Genomic DNA, 25891 nt, shown 5'->3' with positions numbered 1-25891 from the left:
GCTTCCGTAAGTTCTTCCCCACGGCTTTCGTATGGCGGCCTGACGTCCGCGCCCGTCCGGCCGAGGAGCGCAATCGACACAGACCCTAGGGGAGTGGGGCCAAGATGTGGATCACTGATTGGACTGCCCGCGCCGCCTGCCGTAACGCGGACCCGGATGCCTTGTTCGTGCAGGGCGCGGCCCAGAACCGGGCGAAGCTCATCTGCCGGGGCTGCCCGGTGCGCACGGAGTGCCTCGCCGACGCCCTCGACAACCGGATCGAATTCGGTGTCTGGGGCGGGATGACCGAGCGTGAACGCCGGGCACTGATGCGACGGCGGCCGGACGTGACCTCGTGGCGGGAATTGCTCGAGACCGCCAAGGAGGAGTACGAGCGGTCAAACGACGACGAGGACGAACTCGTCGCGAGCTGACCCGAGCGGTCGGCAACGCCGTGGTCGGATGACCCGCCCCTGGTGAAGCGCCAGGGGCGGTCGTGACGCGACCACGGCGTCAGGCGGCGCCGGCCGCCTTGTTCTCCGACAGATCCATGCCGACACGACGCAGACCTTCGAGGTCGTGCACGTCCTCGGCCTGAGCGGGCACCGTCGCTACCGGCACATTGGGGTGGGCGGAGCTGAAGTGCTCGCGCAGCCGGTCTTCCCGGGTGGTGACCTGCATGTGATCGGCATGCAGCCGGAGCAGCGAGGCGGCCAGCGGATGCTCGCCCCGTTCGTTCAGCGTCTCGGCGGCGGCCATGCTGCGCGCCGCCGACAGCGTGGTTATTCCGGACCGGTGCACGCGGTTGACGACCAGCCCGGCGAGCGGCATCCGCTCGGTGGCGAGTCGCTCCACGAAGTAGGACGCCTCGCGCAGCGCGTCCGGCTCGGGCGAGGCGACCACCAGGAACGCGGTACCGGGCGTCTGCAGCAACTGGTAGGTCTTCTCGGCGCGCTCGCGGAAGCCGCCGAACATCGTGTCGAAGGCGGCGACGAACGTCTGCACGTCGCGCAGCAGATGACCGCCGAGGACCTTGGTGATGACGCCGGTGAACACGCCGAACCCGGCCGACAGCACCTTGACGCCGAATCGCCCGCCCACCTTGGCCGGGGCGAGCAGGATCTTGATGAACCGGCCGTCCAGGAACCGGCCCATCCGCTCGGGGGCGTCCAGGAAGTCCAGCGCGTTCCGCGACGGCGGGGTGTCGACCACGATGAGGTCCCAGGCACCCGAGCGATGCAGCTGACCCAGCTTCTCCATCGCCATGTACTCCTGCGTGCCGGAGAAGCTCGACGACAGCGACTGGTAGAACGGGTTGGCGAGGATCTGCTTCGCGCGGTCCGGGTCCGAGTGGGCCTCGACGATCTCGTCGAAGGTCCGCTTCATGTCGAGCATCATGGCGTGCAGCTCACCGCCGTTCTCACCGTTCTCGTCGGCACCGACGCCGTCGATGCGCCGCGGGCTGTTGTCCAGCTCGCTGAGCCCCATCGACTGCGCCAGCCGACGCGCCGGGTCGACCGTCAGGACGACCACGTCGCGGCCTCGCTCGGCGGCCCGCAGACCCACGGCGGCGGCCGTCGTCGTCTTGCCGACCCCGCCGGAACCGCAGCAGACGATGATCCGGGTACGCGGGTCGTCGATCAGGGCGTCCACGTCGAGGACGGGCGGCTTCTTGCTCACGGGGCCACGCTCCTGGTCGGGCCGGGTGCGGCGGTCATGCGACTCCCTGGTCGTTCAGCGCCTCGGCGAGGTCGTACAGACCGGCGAGGTCCATGCCGTCGGCCAGCAGCGGCAGCTCGTACCGAGGCTGCTTGACCCGGCTCAGCCGCTTCTTCTCGCGCGCTTGCAGCTCGGCGCGCTGGGCGTGGTCGGCGGCCTCGGCGGCGAGCGCCCTGGCGATCTCGGCCGCGTGGTTCTCCAGCCCCGCCGCCTTGACCCCGACGGTGATCTCATCGAGGTCCAGCTTGCCCTTGCCCGCCGCGGCGAGGTAGGACTTCGGCAGCGCCGGCGGGCGCGCCATGTTGACGAAGACGCCGCCGACCGGCAGGCCCGCCTCCGTGAGGTGGGCGATGCCGTCCAGGGTCTCCTGTACGGGCATCTCCTCGAGCAGCGTCACGAAGTGCACCGCCGTCTCGGGGCTCCGGATCACCTTCATCACCGTGTCGGCATGGTTGCGGATCGGGCCGACCCTGGCCAGGCCCGAGACCTCGGTGTTGACGTTGAGAAAACGGGTGATGCGCCCGGTCGGCGGGGCGTCCATGACCACCGCGTCGTAGACGGGCGACCCGTCCTTGCGTTTACGGCGTACGGCCTCGCCGGTCTTTCCGGTGAGGATCACATCGCGCAGGCCCGGCGCGATCGTGGTGACGAAATCGATCACACCGAATCTGGTCAGTGCCTTACCCGCGCGTCGCAGGTTGTAGAACATCTCGAGGTATTCGAGGAGGGCCTCTTCGGTGTCGATGGCCAGGGCGTAGACATCGCCGCCCCCCGGCGCGACCGCGACTTTGCGTTCCTCGTAGGGCAGCGGCGGGCAGTCGAAGAGCTGGGCGATGCCCTGACGGCCCTCGACCTCGACGAGCAGGACCTTGCGTCCACCGGCGGCGAGTGCCAACGCGAGTGCGGCCGACACGGTCGTCTTGCCGGTGCCGCCCTTACCTGTGACGACGTGCAGTCGCACGCCGTCCCAGTCGGTGTCTCTAGCGCTCACACTCACCCGATCCACACTAATCGTTCGTTCAGCAAGCACCTGCGGCGCTCCCGGAGGTGGAAAAGTGATCTGGACCACGCCAGGCGACAGGCGTCTGAGGCACCGTGGGAGCGCAGGTGCCGGCGGCGTGGTTAGGCTCGGAAGTGGATGAAACCGGCAAGTCCTATAGCCCGTCGTACCCACGACTCAGTAGCAAGTGAGAAAGGTGCCCGCCATGGGAGCGGCAATCCTCCTCCTCAGCATCCTCGGCTTCGTGCTCCTCGTTCTCCTGAGCGCCTCGGTGAAGGTCATTCAGCAGTTCGAGAGGGGCATCGTCTTCCGGTTCGGACAGGTGCAACTGAATTCCGTACGTGGCGCCGGGCTGACCGCCATCGTGCCGATCATGGACCGGCTGCAGAAGGTCAACATGCAGACCGTCGCGATGGGGGTCCCGGCCCAGGACGGAATCACGCAGGACAACGTCAGCGTCCGCGTCGACGCGGTCGTGTACTTCCGGGTCATCGATCCGGTGAAGGCGATCGTGAACATTCAGAACTACGGCTGGGCCGTCTCTCAGGTCGCCCAGACCTCGCTCCGGTCGGTGATCGGTAAGGCGGACATGCAGCAGCTGCTGTCCGAGCGGGCCGTCATCAACCAGGAGCTCGCAATGATCATCGACGAGATGACCGAGGACCCGTGGGGCATCCGCATCGAACGGGTCGAGATCAAGGACGTCTCGCTGCCCGAGGGCATGAAGCGCTCCATGGCCCGGCAGGCCGAGGCGGAACGGGAGCGCCGCGCCCGCATCATCACCGCCGACGGTGAGTACCAGGCGTCCAAGCGGCTCGCCGCGGCCGCCCACGAGCTGTCCAAGGACCCCGCCTCGCTGCAGCTGCGCCTGCTGCAGACCGTCACCGAGGTGGCAGCGGAGAAGAACAGCACGCTCGTCATGCCGCTGCCGGTGGAGATGCTGCGGTTCTTCGACAAGATGGCCGGCGGCTCGGAGGCCCATGCGGTGGTGGAGGAAGAGCCGATCGAGGAGCCGCCGCCGCTGGCGTCCGCCGACGATGTCCCACCGGTGGCCGCCAACAACGAGTTCGCCGCCGTCGAGGCCGCGCAGGAGGATCACGCCGCCGCGATCGCCGACGAAACGACCGACGACGACACGACCGACGACGACACGACCGCCGGAGAGCGACGCGACACCGTGCCGCCGAAGACCGTGCCGCCGAAGACCGAGCCGCCCGGCACCGTGCCGCCGAAGCCGTGAAGGAGGCGGCGCACCGGCCCGGCACCGGTGCGCCGCCGCGGCCGCCCCGACGGCCAGTTCGCCGCCGCGGCCGCCCCGATGAGCACTTCGCCGGCCTTCTCGGCGACCGTCCCGGCAAGCTCCTCCACGGTGTCCTCCACGGGCTTCCCGATCACCGTCGGGTTCCGCCCGCCTCGCGCGCGCGGGCGGCGCCCGCGTCGTTAGGGTTGCGCCATGAAGAAATGGGAGTACGCGACCGTTCCACTGCTGGTCCACGCCACGAAGCAGATCCTCGACAACTGGGGCCAGGACGGCTGGGAGCTCGTGACCGTCATCCCCGGGCCGAACCCGGAGAACCTCGTGGCCTACCTCAAGCGCGAGCTGGCATGACGCCCGAGGAGCGGATCAAGGATCTGGGCCTGGAGCTGCCGGGCGTCCCAACGCCCGCGGGCGCCTACGTCCCCACCGTACGGACTGGTTCGCTCGTCTACACGGCGGGACAGGTCCCCTTCGTCGACGGCACGCTGCCGGCCACGGGAAAGGTCGGCGCCGAGGTCGACGTCGAGCGGGCCAAAGAGCTCGCCCGCGTCTGCGCGCTCAACGCGATCGCCGCGGTCAAGGCCGAGGTCGGTGAACTGTCCCGGGTGAAGCGGATCGTCAAGGTCGTCGGCTTCGTCGCCAGCGCGCCCGGCTTCACCCGCCAGCCCGAGGTGATCAACGGGGCGAGCGAACTGCTCGGCGAGGTGTTCGGAGCGGCGGGCAAGCACGCCCGAAGCGCGGTCGGTGTGGCCGTGCTCCCTCTCGACGCCCCCGTCGAGGTCGAGCTCATCGCCGAGATCGACGAAAACGGCTGATGGTCACACCTCGCGGTGGACCCTCGCGCGCAGAACGCGCTCACCGGCTCCGTGATCTTGCAGTTGTTCGCGTGGTGGTGGGCCGTGATCAGGAGTGTTCGCGCGGGGTTGACGCGAGGAGGGCTCGTATGTCCGAATTGGCGGCCATGGGGATCAAGCATTCGGTCACGCGATGGTGAACGGGCTGAGGCTGCCCGGCGAGTTCCGCGAGCGCCTCGCGGAACTCGCCGATGGCCGTGCGCGACCGGCCGTGCCGCGCAACGCGGCCACCGTCGTGCTGCTCAGGGACCATCCCGACGCGGGCCTGCAGGTCTTCCTGCTGCGGCGGGCCGCGTCGATGGCCTTCGCGCCCGGCGCCTACGTCTTTCCCGGCGGCTCGGTCGACCGGCGGGACGGCGATGCCGCGATCGCCTGGGCTGGGCCGTCGCCGAAGTGGTGGGGTGAGGCGTTCAGCGCCGATGAGACCCTCGCCCGCGAACTCGTGTGCGCGGCGGTCCGGGAGACCTTCGAGGAATCGCTGGTCCTGCTGGCCGGGCCGACCGGCGACTCGGTGGTGGACGACACCCGCGACGAGGAGTGGGAGACGGGCCGGCGGGCGCTGCTGGACCGGTCGCTGTCACTGGCCGAGTTCCTCGACCGGCGCGGGCTCGTGCTCAGATCCGATCTGCTGCGGCCGTGGTCGCACTGGATCACCCCGCTGGTCGAGCCCAAGCGCTACGACACCCGGTTCTTCGTCGCCGCCATCCCCGAGGGCCAGCGGGCGCGCGACGTGAGCACCGAGGCGGACCAGGTGGCCTGGCTGCGCCCCCGTGACGCGGTCGAGGCCGCCCACCGCGGCGAGATGTTCATGCTGCCGCCGACCCTCGCCACCCTCACGGATCTGACCGCCTACGACGACGTCGCCGCGGTCCTCGCGACGGACCGCGAGATCAAGCCCTGGTTGCCGGAGGTACGGGTCATCGACGGCGAACCGTACCTCCTCTACCCGGAGGGGACCGTGTGAGCTCGATCGACGGAATGGGCACCTCGCGGGCACGGTGCGTCCTCGCCCCGAACCCCTCGCCCATGACCCTGGACGGCACCAACACCTGGATTCTCGCCGAGCCGGGCGCCGAGGCGGTCGTCGTCGTGGACCCCGGGCCGGAAGGCGACGATCACCTGCGCCGGGTGATCGGCATCGTCGAGGAGCAGGGCGGGCACGTCGCCCTGGTCCTGCTGACCCACGGGCACCCCGACCACGCCGCCGGTGCGAAGAGGTTCGCCGAACTGGCCCGCACCGGGCGGCGCGACGTGCCGGTGCGCGCGCTCGACCCTAGGCTGCGGCTCGGCGACGAGGGGCTGGCCGAGGGCGACGTGGTGACGGTCGGCGGCCTCGACGTCCGGGTGATGGAGACACCGGGGCACTCCGACGACTCGCTGTCGTTCTGGCTGACCGCCGACCGGGCGATCCTGACCGGTGACACCGTCCTCGGCTACGGCACCACGGTCGTCGAGGGCCGGCTTGGCGACTATCTGGCCTCGCTCGACCGGCTCCGCGCCTTCGCCGGTGAGCGCGAGGCGGCGGTGATCCTGCCGGGCCACGGCCCGAGCCTCGACGACCCGGTCGCGGCGCTCGATCACTACATCGACCACCGCAGAGCCCGGCTCGCCCAGGTCGAGGCGGCCGTCGCCGGCGGCGCCCGTACGGCCAGGGAGGTCGTCGAGCGGGTCTACGCCGACGTCGACCGGTCGCTGTGGCCCGCCGCCGAGTGGTCGGTCCAGGCCCAGCTGGACTACCTGCGCGACCGCGCTGACGACGCGTAGGGGCGGCCGGGCACTCGCGCCGCGATGATCCGCGTGGCCGCGGCGTGGCCGCCGCCTGACGTGGCCGCCCCGGCGGCCCGATGCCTACTTCGAGCGCCTGCGCAGCCGCTCGATGTCGAGGATGACGACCGCCCGGGCCTCGATGCGCAGCCAGTTGCGCCCGGCGAAGTCGGCGAGGGCCTTGTTGACCGTCTCGCGCGACGCCCCGACGAGCTGGGCCAGCTCCTCCTGGGTGAGGTCGTGATGGACGTGCAGCCCGGTGTCGGACGGCTGGCCGAACCGCTCGGCCAGGTCGAGCAGCGCCTTGGCGACCCGCCCCGGCACGTCGGTGAAGACCAGGTCGGCCATCACGTCGTTGGTCTTGCGGAGCCGCTGCGCGAGCGCCCGCAGCAGGTGCACGGCCACCTCGGGATGCCCGGTCAGCCACGGCCGCAGATCGTCGTGGCCCAGCCCGGCGAGGCGGCACTCGGTCACGGCGATCGCGCTGGCGGTACGGGGGCGCGGGTCGAACAGCGAGAGCTCGCCGAACATCTCGCTCGGGCCGAGCACGCTCAGCAGGTTCTCCCGCCCGTCCGGGGCGGTGCGGGTGAGCTTGATCTTTCCTTCGAGCACGACGTAGAGCCGGTCTCCGGTCTCGCCCTCGTTGAAGAGCGTCTGACCGCGGGCCAGGCGCACCTCGGCCACGTTGGAGCGCAGCGCCTTGGCCCCTTGGTCGTCCAGCGCCTCGAAGAGCGGGGCCCTGCTCAGAACATCCACGTCGCGGTCGGTCACGCTTCCTCCTCGAACACTTACCTGCATAGTGTGACGTACGTCCCACCGCGGACGTGAACGGGGGGTGCATGCTGAGCTGGACACAAAGGCCGGCCGCACCGCCTACGCTTTTCCTCGTGCCTCGCAACACTGCGGAATCGCGTCTCGCCCTGGTTCGCCGCGCTCGGCGGATGAACCGGGAACTCGCCGCTCTCTATCCTGACGCGCACTGCGAGCTGGACTTCTCCGACCCGCTTGAGCTGCTCATCGCCACGATTCTGTCCGCTCAGTGTACGGATCGCCGGGTGAACGCGACCACGCCGGCCCTCTTCGCCCGCTACCGGTCGGCCAAGGACTACGCCGCCGCGGACCGCGAGGAGATGGAAAAGATCATCATGCCGACCGGGTTCTTCCGCGCCAAGACCAACAGCATCATCAAGCTGGGACATGCGCTGTGCGAGCGGTTCGACGGTGAGGTGCCCCGCACGATGCCCGAACTCGTGAGCCTGCCGGGCGTCGGCCGCAAGACCGCGAACGTCGTGCTCGGCAATGCCTTCGACGTGCCGGGGATCACCGTGGACACGCATTTCGGCAGGCTCGTCCGCCGGTTCGGCTGGACCACCGAGACCGATCCGGTGAAGGTCGAGCACGAGATCGGCGAGCTGATCCCGCGGAAGGACTGGACGGACCTGTCCCACCGGCTGATCTGGCATGGGCGCCGGATCTGCCACTCGCGCCGGCCAGCGTGCGGCGTTTGCCCGCTGGCCCGGTTGTGCCCGTCCTTCGGCGAAGGCCCCACGGACGAGAAGACCGCCGCCAAGCTCGTCAAGGCGGGCCCCTTCTCGTGATCGCTCGCCGCACCGGGAATACGTGGGCCGGGGTACTGGCTGGAACCATGAACGCGTAGGGAGCACCATTGGGGACGGCAGCGAGCAAGATCCAGCACAGACCGAGGTCATCGCCGCGAGAACGCCTTCCGGAGTGCCGGCCTGGTGACGGGGCCGGATACGGATGCGGATGAGCGAGATTCCACGATGGCTTGAGCCGTTCCGCGCCGGCGCCGAGAACCTTCAGGTCCCGCCGTTCCTGCGCCTGCCCAGCCCCGGAGCCCGGCCCGCCGCCGTGCTCGTGCTGTTCGGCGAGGGCACCGAGGGCCCGGATCTACTCCTGATCCAGCGCGCCGTCACGCTGAACAATCACGCCGGTCAGCCGGCCTTCCCTGGTGGCGGGATCGACCCCGGCGACGCGGGCCCGGTCGCCGCGGCCTTGCGGGAGGCGCAGGAGGAGACCGGCCTCGACCCCGCCGGCGTGGAGATCCTGGCCGTACTCCCCGAGCTGTATCTCGCGCACAGCGGCTACCGCGTCACCCCGGTGGCGGGCTGGTGGCGGGAGCCCACCGAGGTCTTCGCGGCCGATCCCGGGGAGGTGGCCTCGGTCGCCCGGGTGCCCATCGCCGAACTGGTCGAGCCCGCGAACCGGCTCAACGTGCGCAGTCCCAGCGGTCACGCCGCCCCCGCCTTCCAGGCCGGCGGCATGTTGGTCTGGGGCTTCACCGCGGGGCTGCTGACCCAGTTGCTGGACGTGGGCGGCTGGTCGCGGCCGTGGGACACCACCCGTGTCGAAGATCTTCCGCAGGAGATCCTGGATCTCGCGGGCGGCCGCTCACGCGGTGATGGGGCGACCGGTCCCCGATCGGCTCCGGCGGCCGGGCGGCAGGCGTGACCGGAGCCGACCTGGCCTGACGCGGGCCGATCGGGCCGGCGTCCGGCGCCAGGATGATTCTCCGCCCTCAGCGTGATGGGGCGATGTCGTGCCCTGCGGTTACGGGCGGGCGCCGGAAGTGGTCCGGTGAGGGGACGAGAATTGTGCGTCATGCCCTATACGGTGAACTGGTGCTGGGCGACCACATTCTCGATCTCATCCTGCTGGCCCTCGTGGTGCTTTTCGCCGTTTCCGGTTACCGCCAGGGCTTCATTGTCGGAGTGCTGAGCTTCGTCGGGTTCGTCGGCGGCGGCGTTCTGGGAGCGGTGATCGCGCCCCCGATCGCCAGAGCGGTGGTCGAGGGGTCCGCGCAGCAGGCGCTCCTCGCGATCGTGATCGCGTTCCTCGCCGCGACCCTGGGGCAGTTGATCGCGTCGTCGGCCGGTGCGGTGCTGCGCAACCGGGTCACGGGTGACAACGCGCGCGCCGTCGACGCCGTCGGCGGTTCGCTCGTGAGCGCGGTGTCCCTGCTGCTGGTCGCCTGGTTCATCGGCACCGCCGTGGCCGGGTCGCCGTTCGGGGTGCTGCGCAAGCAGGTCAACAGCTCGACCGTGCTCGGCGCGGTGGACGACGTGATGCCCAACACCGCGCGTGGCTGGTTCTCCTCGTTCAAGGGGTTCGTCGGCAAGACCGAGTTCCCGCAGGTGTTCGGCGGGCTCGGCGGCGAGTCGGTCGTGGAGGTGCCGGCCCCCGACAACGACGTGCTCAAGACCGAGGAGCTGCGCCGCACGCAGCGCAGCATCGTCAAGATCATTGGTACGGCGCCGCAGTGTCAGCGCCGCATCGAGGGCACCGGGTTCGTCTACGCGCGTGAGCGGGTGATGACCAACGCCCACGTGGTCGCCGGGGTGCGCGGCTACTCCCAGGTGGTCACCATGAGCGGGCGACCGCACCGGGCCAGGGTGGTCGTGTACGACCCCAAGCGCGACATCGCCGTACTGCACGTTCCCGGCCTGCCCGCGCCGTCGCTGAGGTTCAACGGCGACGCGAAGAGCCGTGACCCGGCCGTGGTCGCCGGCTTCCCGAGGGGGCGGCCGTTCACCGCCGTCGCGGCACGGATCCGGGCCAAGCAGCGGGCCGAGGGCCCCGACATCTATCACTCGGGCCAGGTCACCAGGGAGATCTACGCCATCCGCGGGGCGGTCAAGGCGGGCAACTCCGGAGGCCCGCTGCTCGCCGCCGACGGCACCGTCTACGGTGTGATCTTCGCTGCGGCGCTCGATGATCGGGAAACCGGCTATGCGCTGACCGCGCACGAGGTCGCCGGCGACGCCCAGGCCGGCCAGAACGCGACCGAGGCGGTGGACACCCAGACGTGCTCGGAGTGATCCGCTCCGGGTGACTTGTTCCCACCGCCTCGATCCATCGGATCGGCCGGATCCACCGGATTCACCGGATCGGCGGGTCAGCCGGTGAGGCGGATGCCGAGGTCGGCGGCAGGCTCCAGGCCCTCGCCCTCGATCCGCTCGGCCAGCCGGCGCGCGTCGCGCGCGACGCCCGCGACGTCGAGCCCGTACGGGGCCGGGGCGAAGGGCTCGATCCGATCGGCGGCACGGTTCAGCAACGCACGGGCGCCCTTGGTGTTGCCCCGGCGCACATGGGTCAGGCCCACGGCCACCTGGGCGAGGCCGCGCCACAGCTCGCGTTCCTCGTCGGGCGCCGACTTCCATACGGCCTCGAGCACCTCGTGGGCATGGAACGGCCGATCGGCGTCGAGTAGTCGCTGTGCCTCGGCGACGGCCGCACCGGGCGGCATCGACAGGTCGTCGGGCATCGTCGGCACACCCGCCGCCCCGTGCGGCAGCGGTCGCCCGTAGGCGTCCCGCGGCCTGGCGTTCCGCGCGCGTCCGTCCTGATCACGATCCCGCACGCGTACCACTCTATGCCGTGGATCATCGGCGGTGGAGGGTGCGCTGTCCGGCGCTCGGGGCGCGGTGTTCAGCGTTCCGGCTCGGGGTCGGCCAGCCAGCCGAGCAACTCGGTGTCGAAGGCGCGCGGTCGTTCCTGATGGGGGAAGTGTCCCGCGCCGTCGATGAGCTTCCAGCGGTACGGTGCCTCCACGTACCGCCCCGAACCCTGGGCACTGCGGGCCAGGGTGCAGGAGTCGAGAGAGCCGTGCAGGTGCAGCGTGGGTATCCGGATCGGTCCGCGCATCCGGTGGGCGTACCGCATCCCGTCAGGGCGCGGCAACGACCGCACCAGCCAGCGGTGGTACTCCAGCGCGGAATGCGCGACGCCCGGGATCTGGAACGCGTCGCGGACCAGCCGTTCCGTGCGTTCGTCCGGCCAGCCCGGTCCCGACCACCTGTGCAGCAGCCGCCCCACCAGAGCCGCGTCGTCGCGTACGAGCCGGCGCTCGGGCAACATGGGCACCTGGAACGCCAGCGTGTGCCGCGCGGCCCATCCCTGGCCGCGGGCGTCGGCCCGTACGGCCTGCCGCAGCCGGAGCGGATGCGGCGCCGAGACCGGGACGAGCCGCTGGACCACCTTGGGGTGATAGACCGCCATCGTCCAGGCGAGCAGCCCGCCCCAGTCGTGGCCGACCACGATGGCGTTCGCCTCCCCGAGCGCGCGCACGAGTCCCGCGGCGTCACCGGCGAGCGTGACGAGGTCGTAGCCGCGGGGTGGCTTGTCACTGCCGCCGTAGCCGCGCAGATCGACGGCGGCCGCCCGGTAGCCGGCCGCCGCGAGCGACACGAGCTGGTTGTGCCACGACCACCAGAACTCCGGGAAGCCGTGCAACAGCAGCACCAGTGGTCCGTCGCCGAGGGTGGCGACGTGGAAGCGGGTGCCTCCCGCGCTCACCGCCCGGTGCTCCCACGGGCCATCGATGTGGATGACCGACTCGTCACGTTGGGGCATGGGCGTTACTCGGGGATCGCCGGGGTATCACTGGCCCGGCGAATGGCCGTGAGGTCCTTGAGAGTCCTGCGGGTGCGCTGGATACCCGTGATCTTCCGCATCCGCAGGTAGCCCAGGCCGAGGAGGACCGCGGCGAGCACCACGTAGAAGCCGGCGACGATGAGGAACGCCGCCCAGTGCCAGATGCCGACCGCGACCAGCCCGTACGCCGCCGCTATCGACAACAGGATCACGATGAGGCCGCCGATGACGCCGGCGATCGTGAAGAGCATGCCGCCCCACGCGGCCTTCTTGGCATCGTCCTTGAGCTCCAGCTTGGCGAGCTCGATTTCCGACCTGATCAGCCGGGAGACGTTGCTCGACGCCAGCGCGACCAGTTCGCCGAGAGACCTGTCCTCGATCTGTTCTTCCGGCCGTACGTCGGTCATATCGCTCTCCTTCTCGCAAGGGCCATCACCAGCCTGGCAGCCCGGTCCGGCGCCCGGCCACCGGCATCCCGCTGCCGCCGTCTCCGGTCCCGCCGTCCCGTGTTCCCGCCGTCCCGTGGTCTGGGGTTCCACGGTCTGGGGTCCCACGGTGTGGTGTCGCCGCCTGTGGTTCCCACCGCATGGCCGCTGACGCACCCGGATCCCGCGACGGCCGCCGACATCGACACCCGGGGCTCGCGATCAGGACCGTCGTGGCCCCACTCTTCCGGATCGATCCGTTCCCGCGTAGGTCAAATCGCCGATGAGCAGTGAAATGGTGAATCCTACTCCAGCCGGAGTCGCCATTTCAGCGATCTTCCGACGACGTTCCTCCGTGGCCTGCGCGTGGGACGCGGAAGCGGGGGGCGGCGACGTGGAAGCGGGGGCGGCGACGTGGAAGCGGGCGGTGGAGAGACGCGGGAGCGGGCGGTGGAGACGCAAAAGGGGTGCCGGGCCGGGGATCTCCCGGCGCGGCACCCCTTCCGGAAGGCCGGTCCAGCCGGTTACTCGTCGCTCTTGGCGGCCGGCAGCTTCTCGGCGATGAGGTCCATCACCGAGCTGTCGGTCAGCGTCGTGACGTCGCCCAGCGACCGGTTCTCGGCCACGTCGCGCAGCAGCCGCCGCATGATCTTGCCGGACCGGGTCTTGGGCAGCTCGGGCACGACCATGATCTGACGTGGCTTGGTGATCGCACCGAGGACCTTGGCCACGTGGTCACGCAGTTCCTTGACGAAATCGTCGCCGTCCACGTTCCCGGCGCTGCCGCGCGGGATCACGAACGCCACGATCGCCTGCCCGGTGACCGGGTCGGTGGCGCCGACGACGGCGGCCTCGGCGACCTTCGGGTGCGACACCAGTGCCGACTCGACCTCGGTGGTGGAGATGTTGTGGCCGGACACGAGCATGACGTCGTCGACCCGGCCGAGCAGCCACAGGTCTCCGTCGTCGTCCTTCTTGGCGCCGTCGCCGGCGAAGTACAGGTTCTCGAACCGCGACCAGTAGGTCTCGATGAACCGGTCGTCGTCTCCCCAGATGGTGCGGAGCATCGACGGCCAGGGCTCCTTGAGGACGAGGAAGCCGCCGCCGCCGTCCGGTACGGACTGTGCCTGGTCGTCGACCACGTCGGCGGCGATGCCCGGCAGCGGGCGCATCGCCGCGCCCGGCTTGCCCGAGGTGACGCCGGGCAGCGGGCTGATCATGATCGCGCCGGTCTCGGTCTGCCACCAGGTGTCGACGACGGGGCAGCGGTCACCGCCGATGTGCTCGCGGTACCAGACGTACGCCTCCGGGTTGATCGGCTCGCCGACACTGCCCAGGACCCGCAGCGACGACAGGTCGTGCTGCGCGGGGATGTCCTCGCCCCACTTCATGAACGTACGGATGGCGGTCGGCGCGGTGTAGAAGATCGTCACCTTGTACTTCTCGATGAGCTCCCACCAGCGGCCCCTGTGCGGGGTGTCCGGCGTCCCCTCGTACATCACACTGGTCGCACCGTTGGCGAGCGGGCCGTAGACGATGTACGAGTGCCCGGTCACCCAGCCGATGTCCGCCGAGCACCAGTAGACGTCGGTCTCGGGCTTGAGGTCGAACACCGCGTGGTGCGTCCAGGCGACCTGGGTGAGGTAGCCGCCGGTCGTGTGCAGGATGCCCTTGGGCTTCCCGGTGGTGCCCGAGGTGTAGAGGATGTAGAGGGGGTGCTCGGCGTCGTGTGCGGGCGCGTCGTGCTCGTCGGACTGCCGGTCGACCAGTTCGTGCCACCAGACGTCGGTGCCGTTCCATTCGACGGCCTGGCTGGTCCGGCGTACGACGAGGACGTTCGTGATCGTGGCCGAGTTCGCGACGGCCTCGTCGACCACCGCCTTGAGGGCGTACGGCTTGCCACGCCGGTAACCGCCGTCGGAGGTCACCACGATCTTGGCCTGGGCGTCGTCGATACGGGTGCGAAGCGCGTCGGCGCTGAAACCGCCGAAGACCACCGAATGGGTCGCGCCGATGCGGGCACAGGCCAGCATGGTGACCGGCAGCTCCGGGATCATCGGCATGTAGATCGCGACCCGGTCGCCCTTCTGAACACCGAGTTCGAGGAGGGCGTTCGCCGCCTTGGCGACCTCGCGCTGCAGGTCGGCGTAGGTGATCGTGCGGGTGTCGCCCGGCTCGCCCTCCCAGTGGTAGGCGACCTTTCCGCCGTTCCCCGCCTCGACGTGCCGGTCGACGCAGTTGTACGCGACGTTGAGCTCGCCGCCCACGAACCATTTGGCGAACGGGGGGTTGCTCCAGTCGAGAACGGTGTCCCAGCGCTTGGCCCACGTCAGCCGTTCGGCCTGCCGTGCCCAGTACCCCAGACGGTCGTCGGCCGCATCGTCGTAGGCGTCCCCCGTGACGTTGGCCTCCGCGGCGAGCTCCGGCGGTGGGGCGAAACGCCGGGCCTCGTGGAGCAGGTTCGACAGTGTCTCGTGGCTCACGTGGTCTCCTCCAAAGCGTAAATTTCGGGCGCGCACGGTAAGGCCTACTCCACCAGGGACTCCACGGGGTCACAAGTGCGCGGTCCACCTTCCGGCCCGGTCCCGAGAGTAACGTGACGCCCGCCACGGCGGCCTGGTCAGATCGCGCGATCAGAGCGGTTAGGGTCGGCCGGGTGAACGACCCCCTTGCCCAAGTGGCGGCGCTGCCCGAAGTCATGGACGCGGTGACGGACGCGCGACGCGCGGTGGACCGGCTGCTCGGCCACCGCATCCTGCGGCGCCGGAGCGCCGAGGTGACCGCCGAGTCGGCTCTGCGCGGCGCACGCGCCTCGGCCGCCCTCGAGGGCGCCGCCCTGACGCTGGAGGAGTTGCGCGCGGCCGCCGTGCCGGCCGCCGGAGTGAAGGGCGACGAGGCGGGCGGGGGCGAGCACGGTCTGAGCGACCCCGTCGTACAGGGCGCGTTGCGGATCTCCGCTGAGATCGGGCTGCTGACCGAGACCTGGCGGCAGGCGCCGAGGCAGGCGCTCGCCAGGTTGCACGTCCTCGCGGCGGCCGGCGCCGTGCCGCCCGACGGGCTGGGCCGGCCGCGCGGCGCCGGAGACGACGTCAGTGATCCGCTGGAGCTTGGCCCGCCGCCGCCGGCACGCGAGGTCGCGGCCCGGCTGGACGTTCTCAGCGGGCTCCTGACCACGCCGACCGAGGCGCCCGCCCTGGTGGTCGGCGCGATCGCGCAGGGCGAGCTGCTCGTACTGCGGCCATTCGGCTGGGGCGACGGAATGGTGGCGCGGGCCGCGCAGCGGCTCACGCTGGTCGAGCGCGGTCTCGACCCGAAGTCGCTGACCGCTCCAGAGGTGGGACACGCGGAGTTGGCGGACGAGTACGCCGGGGCGCTGCGCGCCTATGCGGAAGGCACGCCACAAGGGGTGGCCCTGTGGGTGCGGCACTGCGCCGATGCGATGACCGTGGCGGCCCGCGATTCACTGGCGATCTGTGAGGCGTTCTTGCGCGGCTGAGGCGGTCGAATGGCTGCGCTCACGATCATCTCGAGAGATCCGCGCATTCGCACCAAATCCCGCTATTTAGCGGCATAGCGAACGGCGCCCCGCCGGGGGACGCCGCCGCCGCCACGTCACACCGGGTTACCAAGCGTGCACCTCATATTCGTCGGAACGGGACAAGCCCGTCGCAACGCGCCTCCCGCGGCTGGTCGCGCGTGGGTGCCCGGCTGCCGTGCTAGGACGCAAGGGTCCGTGACACCTGTCTACGCCTCATCACAGCACTTGACAAGCCCTGACCCGAAAAACGGGCGGTGACCGGTCAAGGGCCGTCCACGGATCGGCGGAGGCGGTTCCGGTGGTTCCGGCCCATCGAACAGCGGCCATTCAGAACGCGTCGCAGTACCGGGGAAACGATCACGGACCGTGATCGGTTTCCGGCGTTCAGACCTGACGTAGGCCCGGAAAGATCTACCTGACGTGCTGTAGCATCCCAGTCTTGTCAAGGCCTGCCCAGGTCCATTGACAGCGGTCAGGGGTCGAAAGGGTCATCGAATGCCAAAGCATGCGACATGGTACGGCCCCTCGTCTGACCGGTGATAAAAAAGACTCAACGCTGTCCGTTTTGGTGTTACAAAACTCCGGGGGATCGGGCAGCATATGTTGTATCTGTCAGATCGCTAGACCTCGACTTTGCACTCACTCTAGATCCAACTGACGATCTCCTTTGTAAGACCCACCCGAGGCTCTCTTGGGAAACGGCCCGGCTCTACCCCCCCGGAGCCGGACCGTTCGGCGACCCCCGCTCTCCCCCCCGGCGGGGGTCGCCTCATTTCCACGTCCGATCGGTGCGCGAGACACGAGCGCGCCGAAGCCGGTAGGCGACGTTATCCACAGGCTGGGGAAACCTCTTTCGGTCCGCCTTTACCGCAGCGCATGGTGGTGCTCCACCGAGCGAACGCCGGGAGGATCCGATGGGCACCGCCGCACTGATCGCCACCACCGATCCCGTGCTGCTCGACGACCTGCTCCGCCTCGCCGCGGCCGCCGACGCGGAGGCCGAGGTGGCGCGTGATCCCGGCCAGGCGCGGGCCGCCTGGCGGCATCCGCCGCTCGTACTCGTCGACCTCGGCTCGGCGGCCGAGCTGGCCGGGGACGGCATGTCCAGGCGGCCAGGCGTCATCCTGGTCACGAACGGGCGTGACGACGAAGAGGTCTACCGCACCGCCGTCGACATCGGCGCACAGGACGTCGCGGTGCTTCCCGGCGCCGAGGCCCGGCTGGTCGACGCGCTTTCGGCGGCCGCCGAGCCCGCGGGCGAGCGAGCCGTCACGGTCTGTGTCACGGGCGGCCGAGGCGGTGCCGGGGCCAGTACCTTCGCCGCTGTGCTCGCCCTCGCGGGGATGTCCCGCGGCCTTCGCACCCTGCTCATAGACGGCGATCCACTCGGCGGCGGCCTCGACCTCGTCCTCGGGCAGGAGCGGGCGCCGGGTGCCCGGTGGCCCGAGTTCGCCGGCCTGCACGGGCGACTGAGCGGTTCGGTGCTGCGGGAGTCGCTGCCCGGGTTGGCCGGGACGGCCGAGGGCGCGCCCGGCGACGGCGGCCTCGCCGTCCTCTCCTGGCACCGTGGTGAAGCCGAGCCGGTTCCGGCCGAGGCGATGCGTTCCGTGCTCGACGCGGGCGAACGCGGCTTCCAGCTGGTCGTCGTCGACCTGCCTCGCCATCTCGGCGACGCGGCGGCCGAGGCCCTGACGGCCGCCGGCGTCACGTTGCTCGTGGTGCCCGCCGAGCTGCGGGCGGTCGTGGCCGGCCACCGCGTCGCCGCCGCCCTCGCGCGTCACACCTCCGACGTGCGCGTGGTCGTACGAGGTCCGGCCCCGGGCGGGCTCACCGCCGGTGCGATCGCGCAGGCGCTCGGCCTGCCGCTCGTGGGCGTGGTGTCGAGCGACCGGCGGTTGGCGACCGCCCTCGAACACGGCGAGCTGCCCGTCGCCTTCCACCGGAGCCCGCCGGCCGATCTGTGCGTGCAGCTGGTCACCGGCCTCGTTCCCGGACCGGCATGGCGAGGGGGTGTCCGATGAGCAGGCTGGTCGAGGCGGTGCGTGGCAGGCTGGTCGATACCGGCGCCGAACCCACACCGGCAGGCGTCGCCGCGGCACTGCGGGCGGAGGAACGGGTCCTCGGCGACGCCGAGGTGCTCACCCTGGCGGAGGAACTACGGGCCGATCTGGTCGGTGCCGGACCGCTCGAGCCGCTGCTGCACGACCCCGAGGTCACCGACGTCCTGGTGAACGGAGCCGATGAGGTCTGGGTCGACACGGGCCGCGGTCTCGTCCGCACGCCCGTGCGGTTCGCCGATGAGACGACGCTGAGGCGGCTGGCCCAGCGGCTCGCCGCCATGGCCGGCCGCCGGCTCGACGACGCGGCACCGTACGTCGACGCCAGGCTGCCGGGCGGCATCCGGCTGCACGCGGTGTTGCCGCCCATCGCCGGCGGCGGCACCTGCCTGTCGCTCAGGTTGCCCCGGCGGCGTGCCTTCACGCTGGACGAGCTGGTCGCCGCCGGTGCGGTACCCGAGGCGGGCGCGGCGCTCCTGACCGCGCTCGTCACGGCCCGGGCGGCGTTCCTGGTCACCGGAGGAACCGGAACCGGCAAGACCACGTTGCTCGGCAGCCTGCTGTCGCTCGTACGCCGCGGCGAGCGGCTGGTGCTGGTGGAGGACTCGGCCGAACTGCGCCCGGCGCACGACCATGTCGTACGGCTGGAGGCGCGTCCGGCCAACGTCGAGGGCGCCGGCGAAGTCGGGTTGCACGACCTCGTACGGCAGGCCCTGCGCATGCGGCCCGATCGGCTCGTGGTCGGAGAGGTGCGCGGCGCCGAGGTCGTGGTGCTGCTGGCCGCGCTGAACACCGGGCACGAGGGCGGATGCGGCACGCTGCACGCCAACGCGGCGGCCGACGTGCCGGCCAGGCTCGAGGCGCTGGCCTGCGCGGCCGGGCTGAGCCGCGAGGCGGTGCACAGCCAGCTCGCGGCCGCTCTCGACGTCGTGGTGCATCTCGTCCGAGAGCCGGGTGGGCCGCGCCGGATCGCGGAGGTGTGCCTGCTGCGCCGTGGGGCCGACGGCCTGGTCGCGGCCGTGCCCGCGGTGTCCTTCACCGCGGACGGCGAGGTCATGACCGGGGCCGGAGCGGCCGGGCTCGCCGACCGGCTGGCCGGGCTGTGGCGGCCGCCCGGCGTGCCGCCGGACGGGGCGGGGCGACCGGGCGAGGCGGCGGGCCGACCGGGCGAGGCGGAGCGGGGATCGGCGCAAGCGGGCCCCGGAGATCTCGACCTTGCGCACGGGACCGGCCGATGACCGGCCTCGGGGCGCTGGCGGCCTTGTGCACCGGCACCGCCGTATGGAGCCTGACCACGCCCTCCCCCGCGGTGCTCCGGCTGCGCGAGATGCTCATTCCCCGGACGCCGCCGTGGCCGCGTCGTGTCGCGGTCCGCGCCGTCGCCGCATTCGGGGAACTCCGCAGAAGGCGTGGCGAGACCCGGCTGCGACGGGCCGCGGTGATCGAGCTGTGCGACGGCATCGCGGCCGAGCTGGCGGCGGGCCGCACACCGGCCGCGGCCTTCGCCGAGTCGGCCGCGGTGCTGGATCCGGCGGTCGGCTCCGTGCTTCTGGCCGCACGACCCGGTGAGGGGATTCCCGGCCTGCTCGACCGGATGGCCGGCGCGCCCGGCGCCGAGGGCCTGCGGTTGCTCGCGGCCTGCTGGCGGATCGGGGCCGAGCGCGGTGGCGCGCTCGCCTCGGTGATCCAGAGCCTGTCCGACTCCCTGCGTGAAGAGGAGGCCCACCGGCGAGAGGTCACCGCACAGCTGGCCGGGCCGCGCGCGACGGCACGGCTGCTGGCCGGCCTGCCGCTGCTGGGGCTGGGCATGGCCGCGGCACTGGGCGCGCGGCCGCTGGCGTTCCTGTTCGGCACGCCGCCCGGAGCGGCCTGCCTCCTCGCCGGCATCGGGCTCGACGTTCTCGGGCTGTGGTGGACCCAGCGGCTCGCCGCCACGGCCGGATCGCCCCGATGAGCGCGGCGCTCTGCGCGATCGTCTGCGCCGCCCTCGCCGGGTGGCTGTTCCCACGCGGCCGTCCGATCGCCTGGTACCGGCTGACCGCGCTGCTGCCGCCACCGGCCGTGCGTGCGCCGGAGTCCCCTGCGGGCGGTCGCCCGGACGCGGGCCGCCGGGAGGAGCGTCTTCGATGGGGCGTGGCGGCACTGGCCGGCGCGGCCTGCGCCGCGCTGGTCGGCGTCCCGGCCGGTCTGCCGGTCGGTGCCGCGGTCGCGTTCGGGTGCGCCCGGACCCTGGCACGGATGGAGCCGCCGTCGCACCGCCGTCGCCGGGCCCGCCTCGTCGCCGACCTGCCGGTCGCCGTGGACCTGCTCGCGGCGTGCCTGTCCTGCGGCACGTCGTGGGGTGAGGCGGTCGAGGCCGTGGCGGATGCGGTCGGCGGCCCGCTCGGCGACGAGCTGCGCGCCGTGGCCGCGCAGGTGCGGCTCGGCGCCGATCCCGCGCGAGCGTGGCTCGCGCTCGCCCGGGAGCCGGCTCTGGCCCCGCTGGCCCGGGCGGTCGCGAGGGCCGCGCACAGCGGGACGGCGCTCACCCCCACGCTCGCCAGGCTGGCCCGAGACCAGCGTCGGTCCGCGCACGCGGCCGCAACCGTGCGGGCGCGCGCCGCCGGGGTACGGGCGGTGGCGCCGCTCGGGCTCTGCTTCCTGCCCGCCTTCGTTCTGCTCGGCATCGTGCCGGCGGTCGCCGGTATCGCCTCGACCATGCTGTCGTCATCGCCCTGACGATCGGTGCGGCACCGGCTCCGACGGCGGCCGACCGCAGGCGGAGAGCACGAGCGAAGATCGCGAGATCGGAGAACGGCTGGTCAGCGATGGGCAAAGAAACCTCTCGAACCAATTGATGACAGGAAGAAACCGGGCAAGTACCGTCAAAAGATGCATACCTCCGAACGCCTCAAGGAGGCCAAAAGCATCCTCGCGGCGCAGCTTCGCCAGATCCGCAATGAGGCGAGCCTGACCGGTCAGGCATTGGCGACCGAGGTCGGTTGGCCCAAATCCAAGGTCTCGAAGATCGAGAATGCCAACCAGGTCCCCACGGAGGGCGACATCCGGGAGTGGTGTCGCGTCTGCAACGCCGACGACCAGACGGTGGACCTGATAGCCACCGTCCGGAACATCGACAGCATGTACATCCAATGGCGCCGGCTGGAACAGACCGGGCTGCGGCACGTACAGCAGTCGTTCATGTCCCTCTACCGTGGTACTTCGCAGCTGCGGGTCTTCCAGCACGCGCCGGTCCCGGGGCTGCTCCAGACCCCTGACTACGCGGCCGCCCACCTGCGCTGCATCATGGAGTTCCGCGAGCTGCCGAATGATCTCGAACAGGCGGTGGAGGAGAGGGTCGCGCTCCAGGAGGTGCTCCGCGACGGTTCCAAGCGCTTCGCGTTCATCTTCGGCGAGCAGGCGTTGTACGCCCGGATGTGCGAGCCTGCGGCCATGGTGGGCCAGCTCGAACGGCTGACCACCATGACGTACGTACCGAACGTCTCGCTCGGCATCCTGCCGATCGCCGCCCCGCGCACCGTGTGGCCGTGGGAGGGGTTCTGGATCTATGACTCCGACCAGGTCAGATGCGACACGCTGCCCGGTCAGATCCGCAACAAGCAGCCCACCGACGTCGCGATTTACGAGAAGGCGTTCACGGCGCTGGCCGAGTCGGCCGTCTACGGCGAAGCCGCTCGAGCGCTGATCACGGCGGCGGCCACCGGATTCCGGGAAACGTGAAGAAACATCGTTGGGGATGATCCGCCTTTGTCCCTACCGTCGCAATATGGACGGACGTCGACCTGTACGACATGACCGCCCTGCCGTGCCGGCCGAGCCCGGATTACTCCCTGGGTCTGGCGCCGGGCATCCGCCGGCGCCGGACTCGGTCCGGATCGAGTCGTCCGGCGGCAGCTGATGAAAGGGCCCTGGAGACCACCGCGCATCTTCTCGTGGACCATCGTGCCCCCGGGCTGCGATCCGCTCGGGCTCGGGGCCGCCGGAGTCTGCGGCGATCGGCAGCGGGTCTTCGCGCGCGTGGCCGACGCGCTGCGTGAGGCGCCGCAGGGGTCGCGTGGCCTCGTGCACAGCGTGACGCTGAGCTTCTCGCGGATCGGCTACGTCTACGACTCGTTGATAGCGCGCGGCCGGTTGGACGCGGTCAGCGGCGCGGTCGTCTGGGACGACCTCTCCGCGCACGGTGGGTGGGGGCGGCTCGACACGGACTTCGCCGGCGCGCCTGACGGTTTCGGCGACTCCGTCCCGCCCGAAGCGATCGCCGCGGGCCTGGCCGACCTCGATTCCGATCGCGAGCGACGGCAGGCGACGGGGCCTCGGATGAATGCCTCCAACGGAGGGGGATCGTAGGCGTGGGCGCCTTCCCGTTCATCAGCGTGTGCACGTCGAGACCGGGCGCGGACGGCGCGCAGACCCGGGCGTCTCGGGCGGTGGCGGGCCCGGACGCGGTCGTATCGCCCGGCCGGTGGGGCCGCCGGGCCGTACGACTCCTGTGAACCGGCGCGGCGGTGTGGACGCCCAGGTCTTGGCACCCCCGGAGACCATTTCCCGCACCGCCGTGTCCACAGATCCCGGCCGGCGACGGCTCCGTCATCGGGCGAGCCGGCCCGATGGGGCGCGGAATTCCCACTCTCTTCATGGGTCGAAGGAATATATGTCCAGGGTGGAGATTTCTTCGACCCGGTGACCCTTCTTCACACCTATCGGGCTCTCACTGCCATCGGTTTCGCAGGGTGCGCCGTTCTTCGCGGGGTTCGCGGATCTCGCAAATTCCGGCCACGCGCACCGGCGGAGACATCGACGGGGGTTCGCCGGCCGGAGTTATCCACAGAATGCGGTTCGGTCGGTGACCTGCCAGATCCGCGATGCAGGCTTGGTGGCGGGCACCGCGGGGTGCCCCTGACGGGAAAAGAGGGCCTCCCATGCGAATGGCACAGGTGATGACCCGGTCCAGAGGCCGGCACGCTCGCGACGACGGGATGTCGACCGCCGAGTACGCCGTCGGCACTGTGGCCGCCGCCGCCTTCGCCGGGCTGCTGTTCAAGATCGTGACGAGCCCGGAAGTGCGGCGGTTACTTCTGGACATCGTCAAGAGGGCACTGCAACTGGCCGGGTGATCGAGGTGTCCAAGGGCCTCCGCTCCAGACGGCGGGTGGGCCGGCCCCACTGGTGGCACCCGGCCCGCCGGCCGCCCGGCCATCGCCTCCCGGTGCCCGGCGACTCCGCGAGGTCGCGCGGAATCCTCCGTCCCCCCGGTGAGAGACGCCGCACCGGTGAGAGACGCCGCCCCGGAAAGAGACGTCCCCCCGGTGAGAGACGTCCCCTCAGAAAGATCGGAGAGAGACGTCCCCTCAGAAGGAGACGTCCTGGCGGCGCGGAAGGCGGCTCGGCCACCGTCGAGATCGCGGTCGCACTGCCCGGGCTGGTGCTCGTGACCGCCATCGCCCTCTGGGGAGTGGCGGTCGCGTCGGCGCAGGTCGCCTGCGCGGACGCGGTGCGGGCCGGTGCCCGGGCGGCGGCCCGGGGGGAACCGGTCCCGGCCGTTCGCACGGCGGTCGCCCGGGCGGCGCCGGCCGGAGCCAGGGTCGGCGTGCGGCGGGGTGTGGAGACGACGCGGGTCGAGGTCGAGGTCGCGGTCGAGGCACCCGCCGCCGGCGGCCTGCCCGCGATCACCCTGCGGGCCCACGCGCTCGCGGTGACCGAACCGGGTGTGGGCGGCCCATGACGAGCGTCGTCCACCGGGCCGGGCGTGATCCGGCCGCCGCGGCCGCCGGACCGGCGGGCGACGCGCCGCGCGCTCTCCCGGCCGCGCATCGGACGGGGCGATGGGGCGCCGACCGTGGCTCGGGCACGCTGTGGGCGCTGACCGCCATGGCGGTGATCTGGCTCGCCGCCGTGCTCGCCATGACGGTGGGCGGGGTACGGGCAGCCCGCCACCGGGCGCATACCGCGGCCGATCTCGCGGCGCTCGCGGCGGCCTCCCATGCCGCGACCGGTGCCGCGGTCGGTCACGCGTGCCGCCGGGCGTCGGAGGTCGCGGCGGCGTCCGGCGGCCGGGTCTCCGCGTGTGTCGTGCGCGGCCAGGTCGCCGACGTCACGGTGGTCGTGACGATCCGGGTCCCGGTGTCGTCGAGCCGGTGGCGGCTGGTCGTCAGGTCCCGCGCCGGTCCATCGACTCATGCGTAACCCATCCGGCCGACAGTCGTTGTACAGAGTGTTCAATAGGGCGCACTGGAGGCCGGCGGTGGAGCGGGAGCGCGAGGTGGAGGGCGGGATCGCGATGGGCCGACTCCGGTCATTCAATTCGGCATTCCCCTGTTTTCGTCGGCTACAGAGTGGTTAGATACCGTCCAGTAAGCGCATAGGTACCCATTAGTGCGATGTTCAGCGGACCAAAGCGCAGCCGGACTCACGACGAAGGGACAACGGCGTGACGAGGACTCGCAGACTGGGTACGGTGATGCTCGCGACAGCCATCGCGATGGGCGTCGCGGTGCTCAGCGCGTCCTCGCCGGCCCAGGCGGGGAGTGAGATCTCCGGCCCCGGCACCGTCACCAGCGGCTCGAGCGTCACCGTGAGCGCCCAGATCGACAACGTCGTACGGGTGGAATTGCAGGTCGCCGCTCCGGGTGGCGGCTTCACGACGATCGACAGCGGCGGCAATCTGCTGGGCGAGACCCGGCTGTCGAACCGCGTGAACGTTCCCAGCAACGGCATCTACAAGACTCGTCTCAGGGGAAGCGTCACCGGCAAGATCTACGAGACCAAGAACTTCACCGTCCGCGTTCCTCCCTCCGCGCCGCGCGGCGTGCGCGCGAGCGCGTCGGGCGGCAAGGTGGTCGTCCGGTGGGCACGAGGCGCCGAGGACGACCTCGCGGGCTATGAGGTCGCCGCCAGTGCGCGCTCGCGCACCGCAGCGCCCTCGGCCCTGTGCGCGGGTGCCGCCTGTACCACGACGCTGAGCCTTCCGAGCGGCGCGAGCGGGCAGGTCGGAGTCTCGGTGCGGGCCCTGCGGCCGGACGGTTCCGGTGGCACGGTGCGCTCCGGCGCCTCGTCCTCCCGGGTCACGATCCCGGCCGGTCCGAGTGGAAGCCGGGTCTACGGTCAGGGTGCCGACGGTTCCGGCCCGCGATCCGGCGCGACGGGAGTGCCGTCCCTCGACCCGCTGAACCCGCTTCAGAACAACTCGTCGATCGAGATGCCGCCGGCCGATCCAGGTGGGACATCCGGGTTCGAGTACCCGGCGCCGGGCCCTGAGGTGGCCGCCCCCGGGCAGGCCGACCCGGCCGCCGAGAACGTCTCGGCCACGAGCAGCCTCGAGTGGGGCAAGAGCCTCGCCATCGCGTTGATCCTGCTGGTCGTCGCGGCGCACCTCGGCATGTGGACGCGTCGCACCCGGGTGGCGCAGGCGCTGGTCGGCCGAGGCGGCCGCACCGGGGCCGGGCGCGAGCGGGTGCGCGCGGCGCGTGAGCGGATCGCCCGCGCCGAGGCCGAGGCCAGGGCCGCCTCTGCCGGGGCCGCCGCCACTCCCGCGGGTGACACGAACGGTGCCGCGGCACCGGTTCCGCCCGGCGCCCGGCGAAACGGCACCGCGTCACCCGCCAAGCCCCCGGCCGAGCCGCCCGCGCGGGCCAGGTCGGCGGCGACCCGGCCGCGATCAGGACCCGGAGCCAGGGACGTGTCACGCACCGGGGCCGCCAAGGTGCCCAGCCGACGCTCCGGCGGTTACCAAGGCCGCCGCCGGCGACGTGACGGACGCGATCTGGCATGACGCGAAGCGATGCGGCACGGCAGATGTGACGCGGTGAGACGTGACGCGGCGAGACGTGACGTGACGTGACGCGGCGAGATGTGACGTGACGTGACGCGGCGAGATGTGACGCGGCGAGACGCGGCGAGATGTGAC

Annotated in this window: 27 protein-coding genes; 20 read left to right on the top strand and 7 right to left on the bottom strand. The window is 71.3% G+C overall.

Annotated features, from left to right (window positions below):
• Positions 1 to 104: 104 nt before the first annotated feature.
• Complete coding sequence (locus HKK74_RS36030) at positions 105 to 413, top strand: WhiB family transcriptional regulator (RefSeq protein ID WP_187247905.1); 309 nt, start codon at positions 105 to 107, stop codon at positions 411 to 413.
• A 79-nt stretch (positions 414 to 492) separates the two neighbouring features.
• Here the strand turns inward: HKK74_RS36030 and bagB are convergent, their stop codons facing one another.
• Positions 493 to 1659 (bottom strand): ATPase BagB, encoded by a 1167-nt coding sequence (gene bagB, locus HKK74_RS36025; protein ID WP_187247904.1) that lies wholly within the window; start codon positions 1657 to 1659, stop codon positions 493 to 495.
• 34 nt (positions 1660 to 1693) lie between these two features.
• On the bottom strand, positions 1694 to 2689 hold the full coding sequence (bagA, locus tag HKK74_RS36020) for an ATPase BagA (RefSeq protein ID WP_187247903.1): 996 nt from the start codon (positions 2687 to 2689) through the stop codon (positions 1694 to 1696).
• A gap of 214 nt (positions 2690 to 2903) precedes the next feature.
• Between bagA and HKK74_RS36015 the strand changes: the two genes are divergently transcribed.
• The 5 genes from HKK74_RS36015 (at position 2904) to HKK74_RS35995 (ending at position 6574) form a co-directional block, all read left to right on the top strand.
• Entirely contained in the window at positions 2904 to 3938 is a 1035-nt protein-coding gene (locus HKK74_RS36015) for an SPFH domain-containing protein (protein WP_222723162.1), read from the top strand.
• A gap of 213 nt (positions 3939 to 4151) precedes the next feature.
• Positions 4152 to 4307, top strand: coding sequence for a Sp36 family protein (sp36, locus tag HKK74_RS36010; RefSeq protein ID WP_187247902.1), 156 nt, complete (start codon positions 4152 to 4154; stop codon positions 4305 to 4307).
• On the top strand, positions 4304 to 4771 hold the full coding sequence (locus HKK74_RS36005) for a RidA family protein (protein WP_187247901.1): 468 nt from the start codon (positions 4304 to 4306) through the stop codon (positions 4769 to 4771). The genes sp36 and HKK74_RS36005 overlap by 4 nt, the downstream gene beginning before the upstream one ends.
• 172 nt (positions 4772 to 4943) lie before the next feature.
• Positions 4944 to 5774, top strand: a complete 831-nt coding sequence (locus tag HKK74_RS36000; protein ID WP_187247900.1) for an NUDIX hydrolase — start codon at positions 4944 to 4946, stop codon at positions 5772 to 5774.
• On the top strand, positions 5771 to 6574 hold the full coding sequence (locus HKK74_RS35995) for an MBL fold metallo-hydrolase (protein ID WP_312882132.1): 804 nt from the start codon (positions 5771 to 5773) through the stop codon (positions 6572 to 6574). Before HKK74_RS36000 ends, HKK74_RS35995 begins: the two co-directional genes overlap by 4 nt.
• An 84-nt stretch (positions 6575 to 6658) precedes the next feature.
• Here the strand turns inward: HKK74_RS35995 and HKK74_RS35990 are convergent, their stop codons facing one another.
• The gene (locus tag HKK74_RS35990; protein ID WP_187247899.1) at positions 6659 to 7372 is read right to left on the bottom strand and encodes a Crp/Fnr family transcriptional regulator; all 714 of its coding nucleotides are present in this window, start codon (positions 7370 to 7372) and stop codon (positions 6659 to 6661) included.
• A gap of 143 nt (positions 7373 to 7515) precedes the next feature.
• Here HKK74_RS35990 and nth point away from each other — a divergent pair, with 143 nt between their 5' ends.
• The 3 genes from nth to HKK74_RS35975 all read left to right on the top strand — a co-directional run bounded on the left by nth (position 7516) and on the right by HKK74_RS35975 (position 10413).
• Positions 7516 to 8172 carry an endonuclease III gene (nth, locus tag HKK74_RS35985; RefSeq protein WP_246492333.1) on the top strand — a complete coding sequence of 219 codons (657 nt, stop codon included), beginning with the start codon at positions 7516 to 7518 and terminating at the stop codon, positions 8170 to 8172.
• Between the two features lie 169 nt (positions 8173 to 8341).
• On the top strand, positions 8342 to 9046 hold the full coding sequence (locus HKK74_RS35980) for an NUDIX hydrolase (protein ID WP_187247897.1): 705 nt from the start codon (positions 8342 to 8344) through the stop codon (positions 9044 to 9046).
• Between the two features lie 170 nt (positions 9047 to 9216).
• A complete protein-coding gene (locus HKK74_RS35975) occupies positions 9217 to 10413 on the top strand; it encodes a MarP family serine protease (RefSeq protein ID WP_376771586.1) in 1197 nt (398 codons plus the stop codon).
• A 77-nt stretch (positions 10414 to 10490) separates the two neighbouring features.
• Here HKK74_RS35975 and HKK74_RS35970 read toward each other — a convergent pair whose 3' ends face one another.
• The 4 genes from HKK74_RS35970 to acs form a co-directional block, all read right to left on the bottom strand.
• Positions 10491 to 10955: a DUF309 domain-containing protein gene (locus HKK74_RS35970; RefSeq protein WP_187247895.1), complete on the bottom strand. Its 465-nt coding sequence runs from the start codon at positions 10953 to 10955 to the stop codon at positions 10491 to 10493.
• 68 nt (positions 10956 to 11023) lie between these two features.
• Positions 11024 to 11947 (bottom strand): alpha/beta fold hydrolase, encoded by a 924-nt coding sequence (locus tag HKK74_RS35965; RefSeq protein ID WP_187247894.1) that lies wholly within the window; start codon positions 11945 to 11947, stop codon positions 11024 to 11026.
• Positions 11948 to 11952: 5 nt separating this feature from the next.
• Entirely contained in the window at positions 11953 to 12375 is a 423-nt protein-coding gene (locus tag HKK74_RS35960; protein ID WP_187247893.1) for a phage holin family protein, read from the bottom strand.
• 542 nt (positions 12376 to 12917) lie between these two features.
• On the bottom strand, positions 12918 to 14876 hold the full coding sequence (acs, locus tag HKK74_RS35955) for an acetate--CoA ligase (protein ID WP_187247892.1): 1959 nt from the start codon (positions 14874 to 14876) through the stop codon (positions 12918 to 12920).
• A 173-nt stretch (positions 14877 to 15049) separates the two neighbouring features.
• Between acs and HKK74_RS35950 the strand changes: the two genes are divergently transcribed.
• The 11 genes from HKK74_RS35950 (at position 15050) to HKK74_RS35900 (ending at position 25756) form a co-directional block, all read left to right on the top strand.
• A complete protein-coding gene (locus HKK74_RS35950; RefSeq protein WP_187247891.1) occupies positions 15050 to 15889 on the top strand; it encodes a Fic family protein in 840 nt (279 codons plus the stop codon).
• Positions 15890 to 16845: 956 nt separating this feature from the next.
• The gene (gene ssd, locus HKK74_RS35945) at positions 16846 to 17952 is read left to right on the top strand and encodes a septum site-determining protein Ssd (RefSeq protein ID WP_187247890.1); all 1107 of its coding nucleotides are present in this window, start codon (positions 16846 to 16848) and stop codon (positions 17950 to 17952) included.
• Positions 17949 to 19226 carry a TadA family conjugal transfer-associated ATPase gene (locus HKK74_RS35940; RefSeq protein WP_187247889.1) on the top strand — a complete coding sequence of 426 codons (1278 nt, stop codon included), beginning with the start codon at positions 17949 to 17951 and terminating at the stop codon, positions 19224 to 19226. The genes ssd and HKK74_RS35940 overlap by 4 nt, the downstream gene beginning before the upstream one ends.
• A complete protein-coding gene (locus HKK74_RS35935) occupies positions 19223 to 19942 on the top strand; it encodes a type II secretion system F family protein (protein ID WP_187247888.1) in 720 nt (239 codons plus the stop codon). The genes HKK74_RS35940 and HKK74_RS35935 overlap by 4 nt, the downstream gene beginning before the upstream one ends.
• Complete coding sequence (locus HKK74_RS35930; RefSeq protein ID WP_187247887.1) at positions 19939 to 20706, top strand: type II secretion system F family protein; 768 nt, start codon at positions 19939 to 19941, stop codon at positions 20704 to 20706. Before HKK74_RS35935 ends, HKK74_RS35930 begins: the two co-directional genes overlap by 4 nt.
• 153 nt (positions 20707 to 20859) lie before the next feature.
• Positions 20860 to 21708 (top strand): helix-turn-helix domain-containing protein, encoded by an 849-nt coding sequence (locus HKK74_RS35925; RefSeq protein ID WP_187247886.1) that lies wholly within the window; start codon positions 20860 to 20862, stop codon positions 21706 to 21708.
• 177 nt (positions 21709 to 21885) lie between these two features.
• Entirely contained in the window at positions 21886 to 22335 is a 450-nt protein-coding gene (locus tag HKK74_RS35920; protein ID WP_187247885.1) for a hypothetical protein, read from the top strand.
• Positions 22336 to 22907: 572 nt separating this feature from the next.
• On the top strand, positions 22908 to 23102 hold the full coding sequence (locus HKK74_RS35915; RefSeq protein WP_312882130.1) for a DUF4244 domain-containing protein: 195 nt from the start codon (positions 22908 to 22910) through the stop codon (positions 23100 to 23102).
• Between the two features lie 215 nt (positions 23103 to 23317).
• Entirely contained in the window at positions 23318 to 23710 is a 393-nt protein-coding gene (locus HKK74_RS35910) for a TadE family type IV pilus minor pilin (protein WP_312882135.1), read from the top strand.
• Positions 23707 to 24171 carry an Rv3654c family TadE-like protein gene (locus HKK74_RS35905; RefSeq protein ID WP_187247884.1) on the top strand — a complete coding sequence of 155 codons (465 nt, stop codon included), beginning with the start codon at positions 23707 to 23709 and terminating at the stop codon, positions 24169 to 24171. Before HKK74_RS35910 ends, HKK74_RS35905 begins: the two co-directional genes overlap by 4 nt.
• Positions 24172 to 24442: 271 nt before the next feature.
• Positions 24443 to 25756 carry a hypothetical protein gene (locus HKK74_RS35900; RefSeq protein WP_187247883.1) on the top strand — a complete coding sequence of 438 codons (1314 nt, stop codon included), beginning with the start codon at positions 24443 to 24445 and terminating at the stop codon, positions 25754 to 25756.
• The last annotated feature ends 135 nt before the right edge of the window (positions 25757 to 25891 follow it).

It is taken from the genome of Actinomadura alba (assembly GCF_014323705.1).
In the GTDB taxonomy this organism is placed as follows: Bacteria; Actinomycetota; Actinomycetes; order Streptosporangiales; family Streptosporangiaceae; genus Actinomadura_C; species Actinomadura_C alba.
Note: the sequence above shows the minus strand (reverse complement) of the source record. Positions and strands in the feature narration are given on the sequence as shown.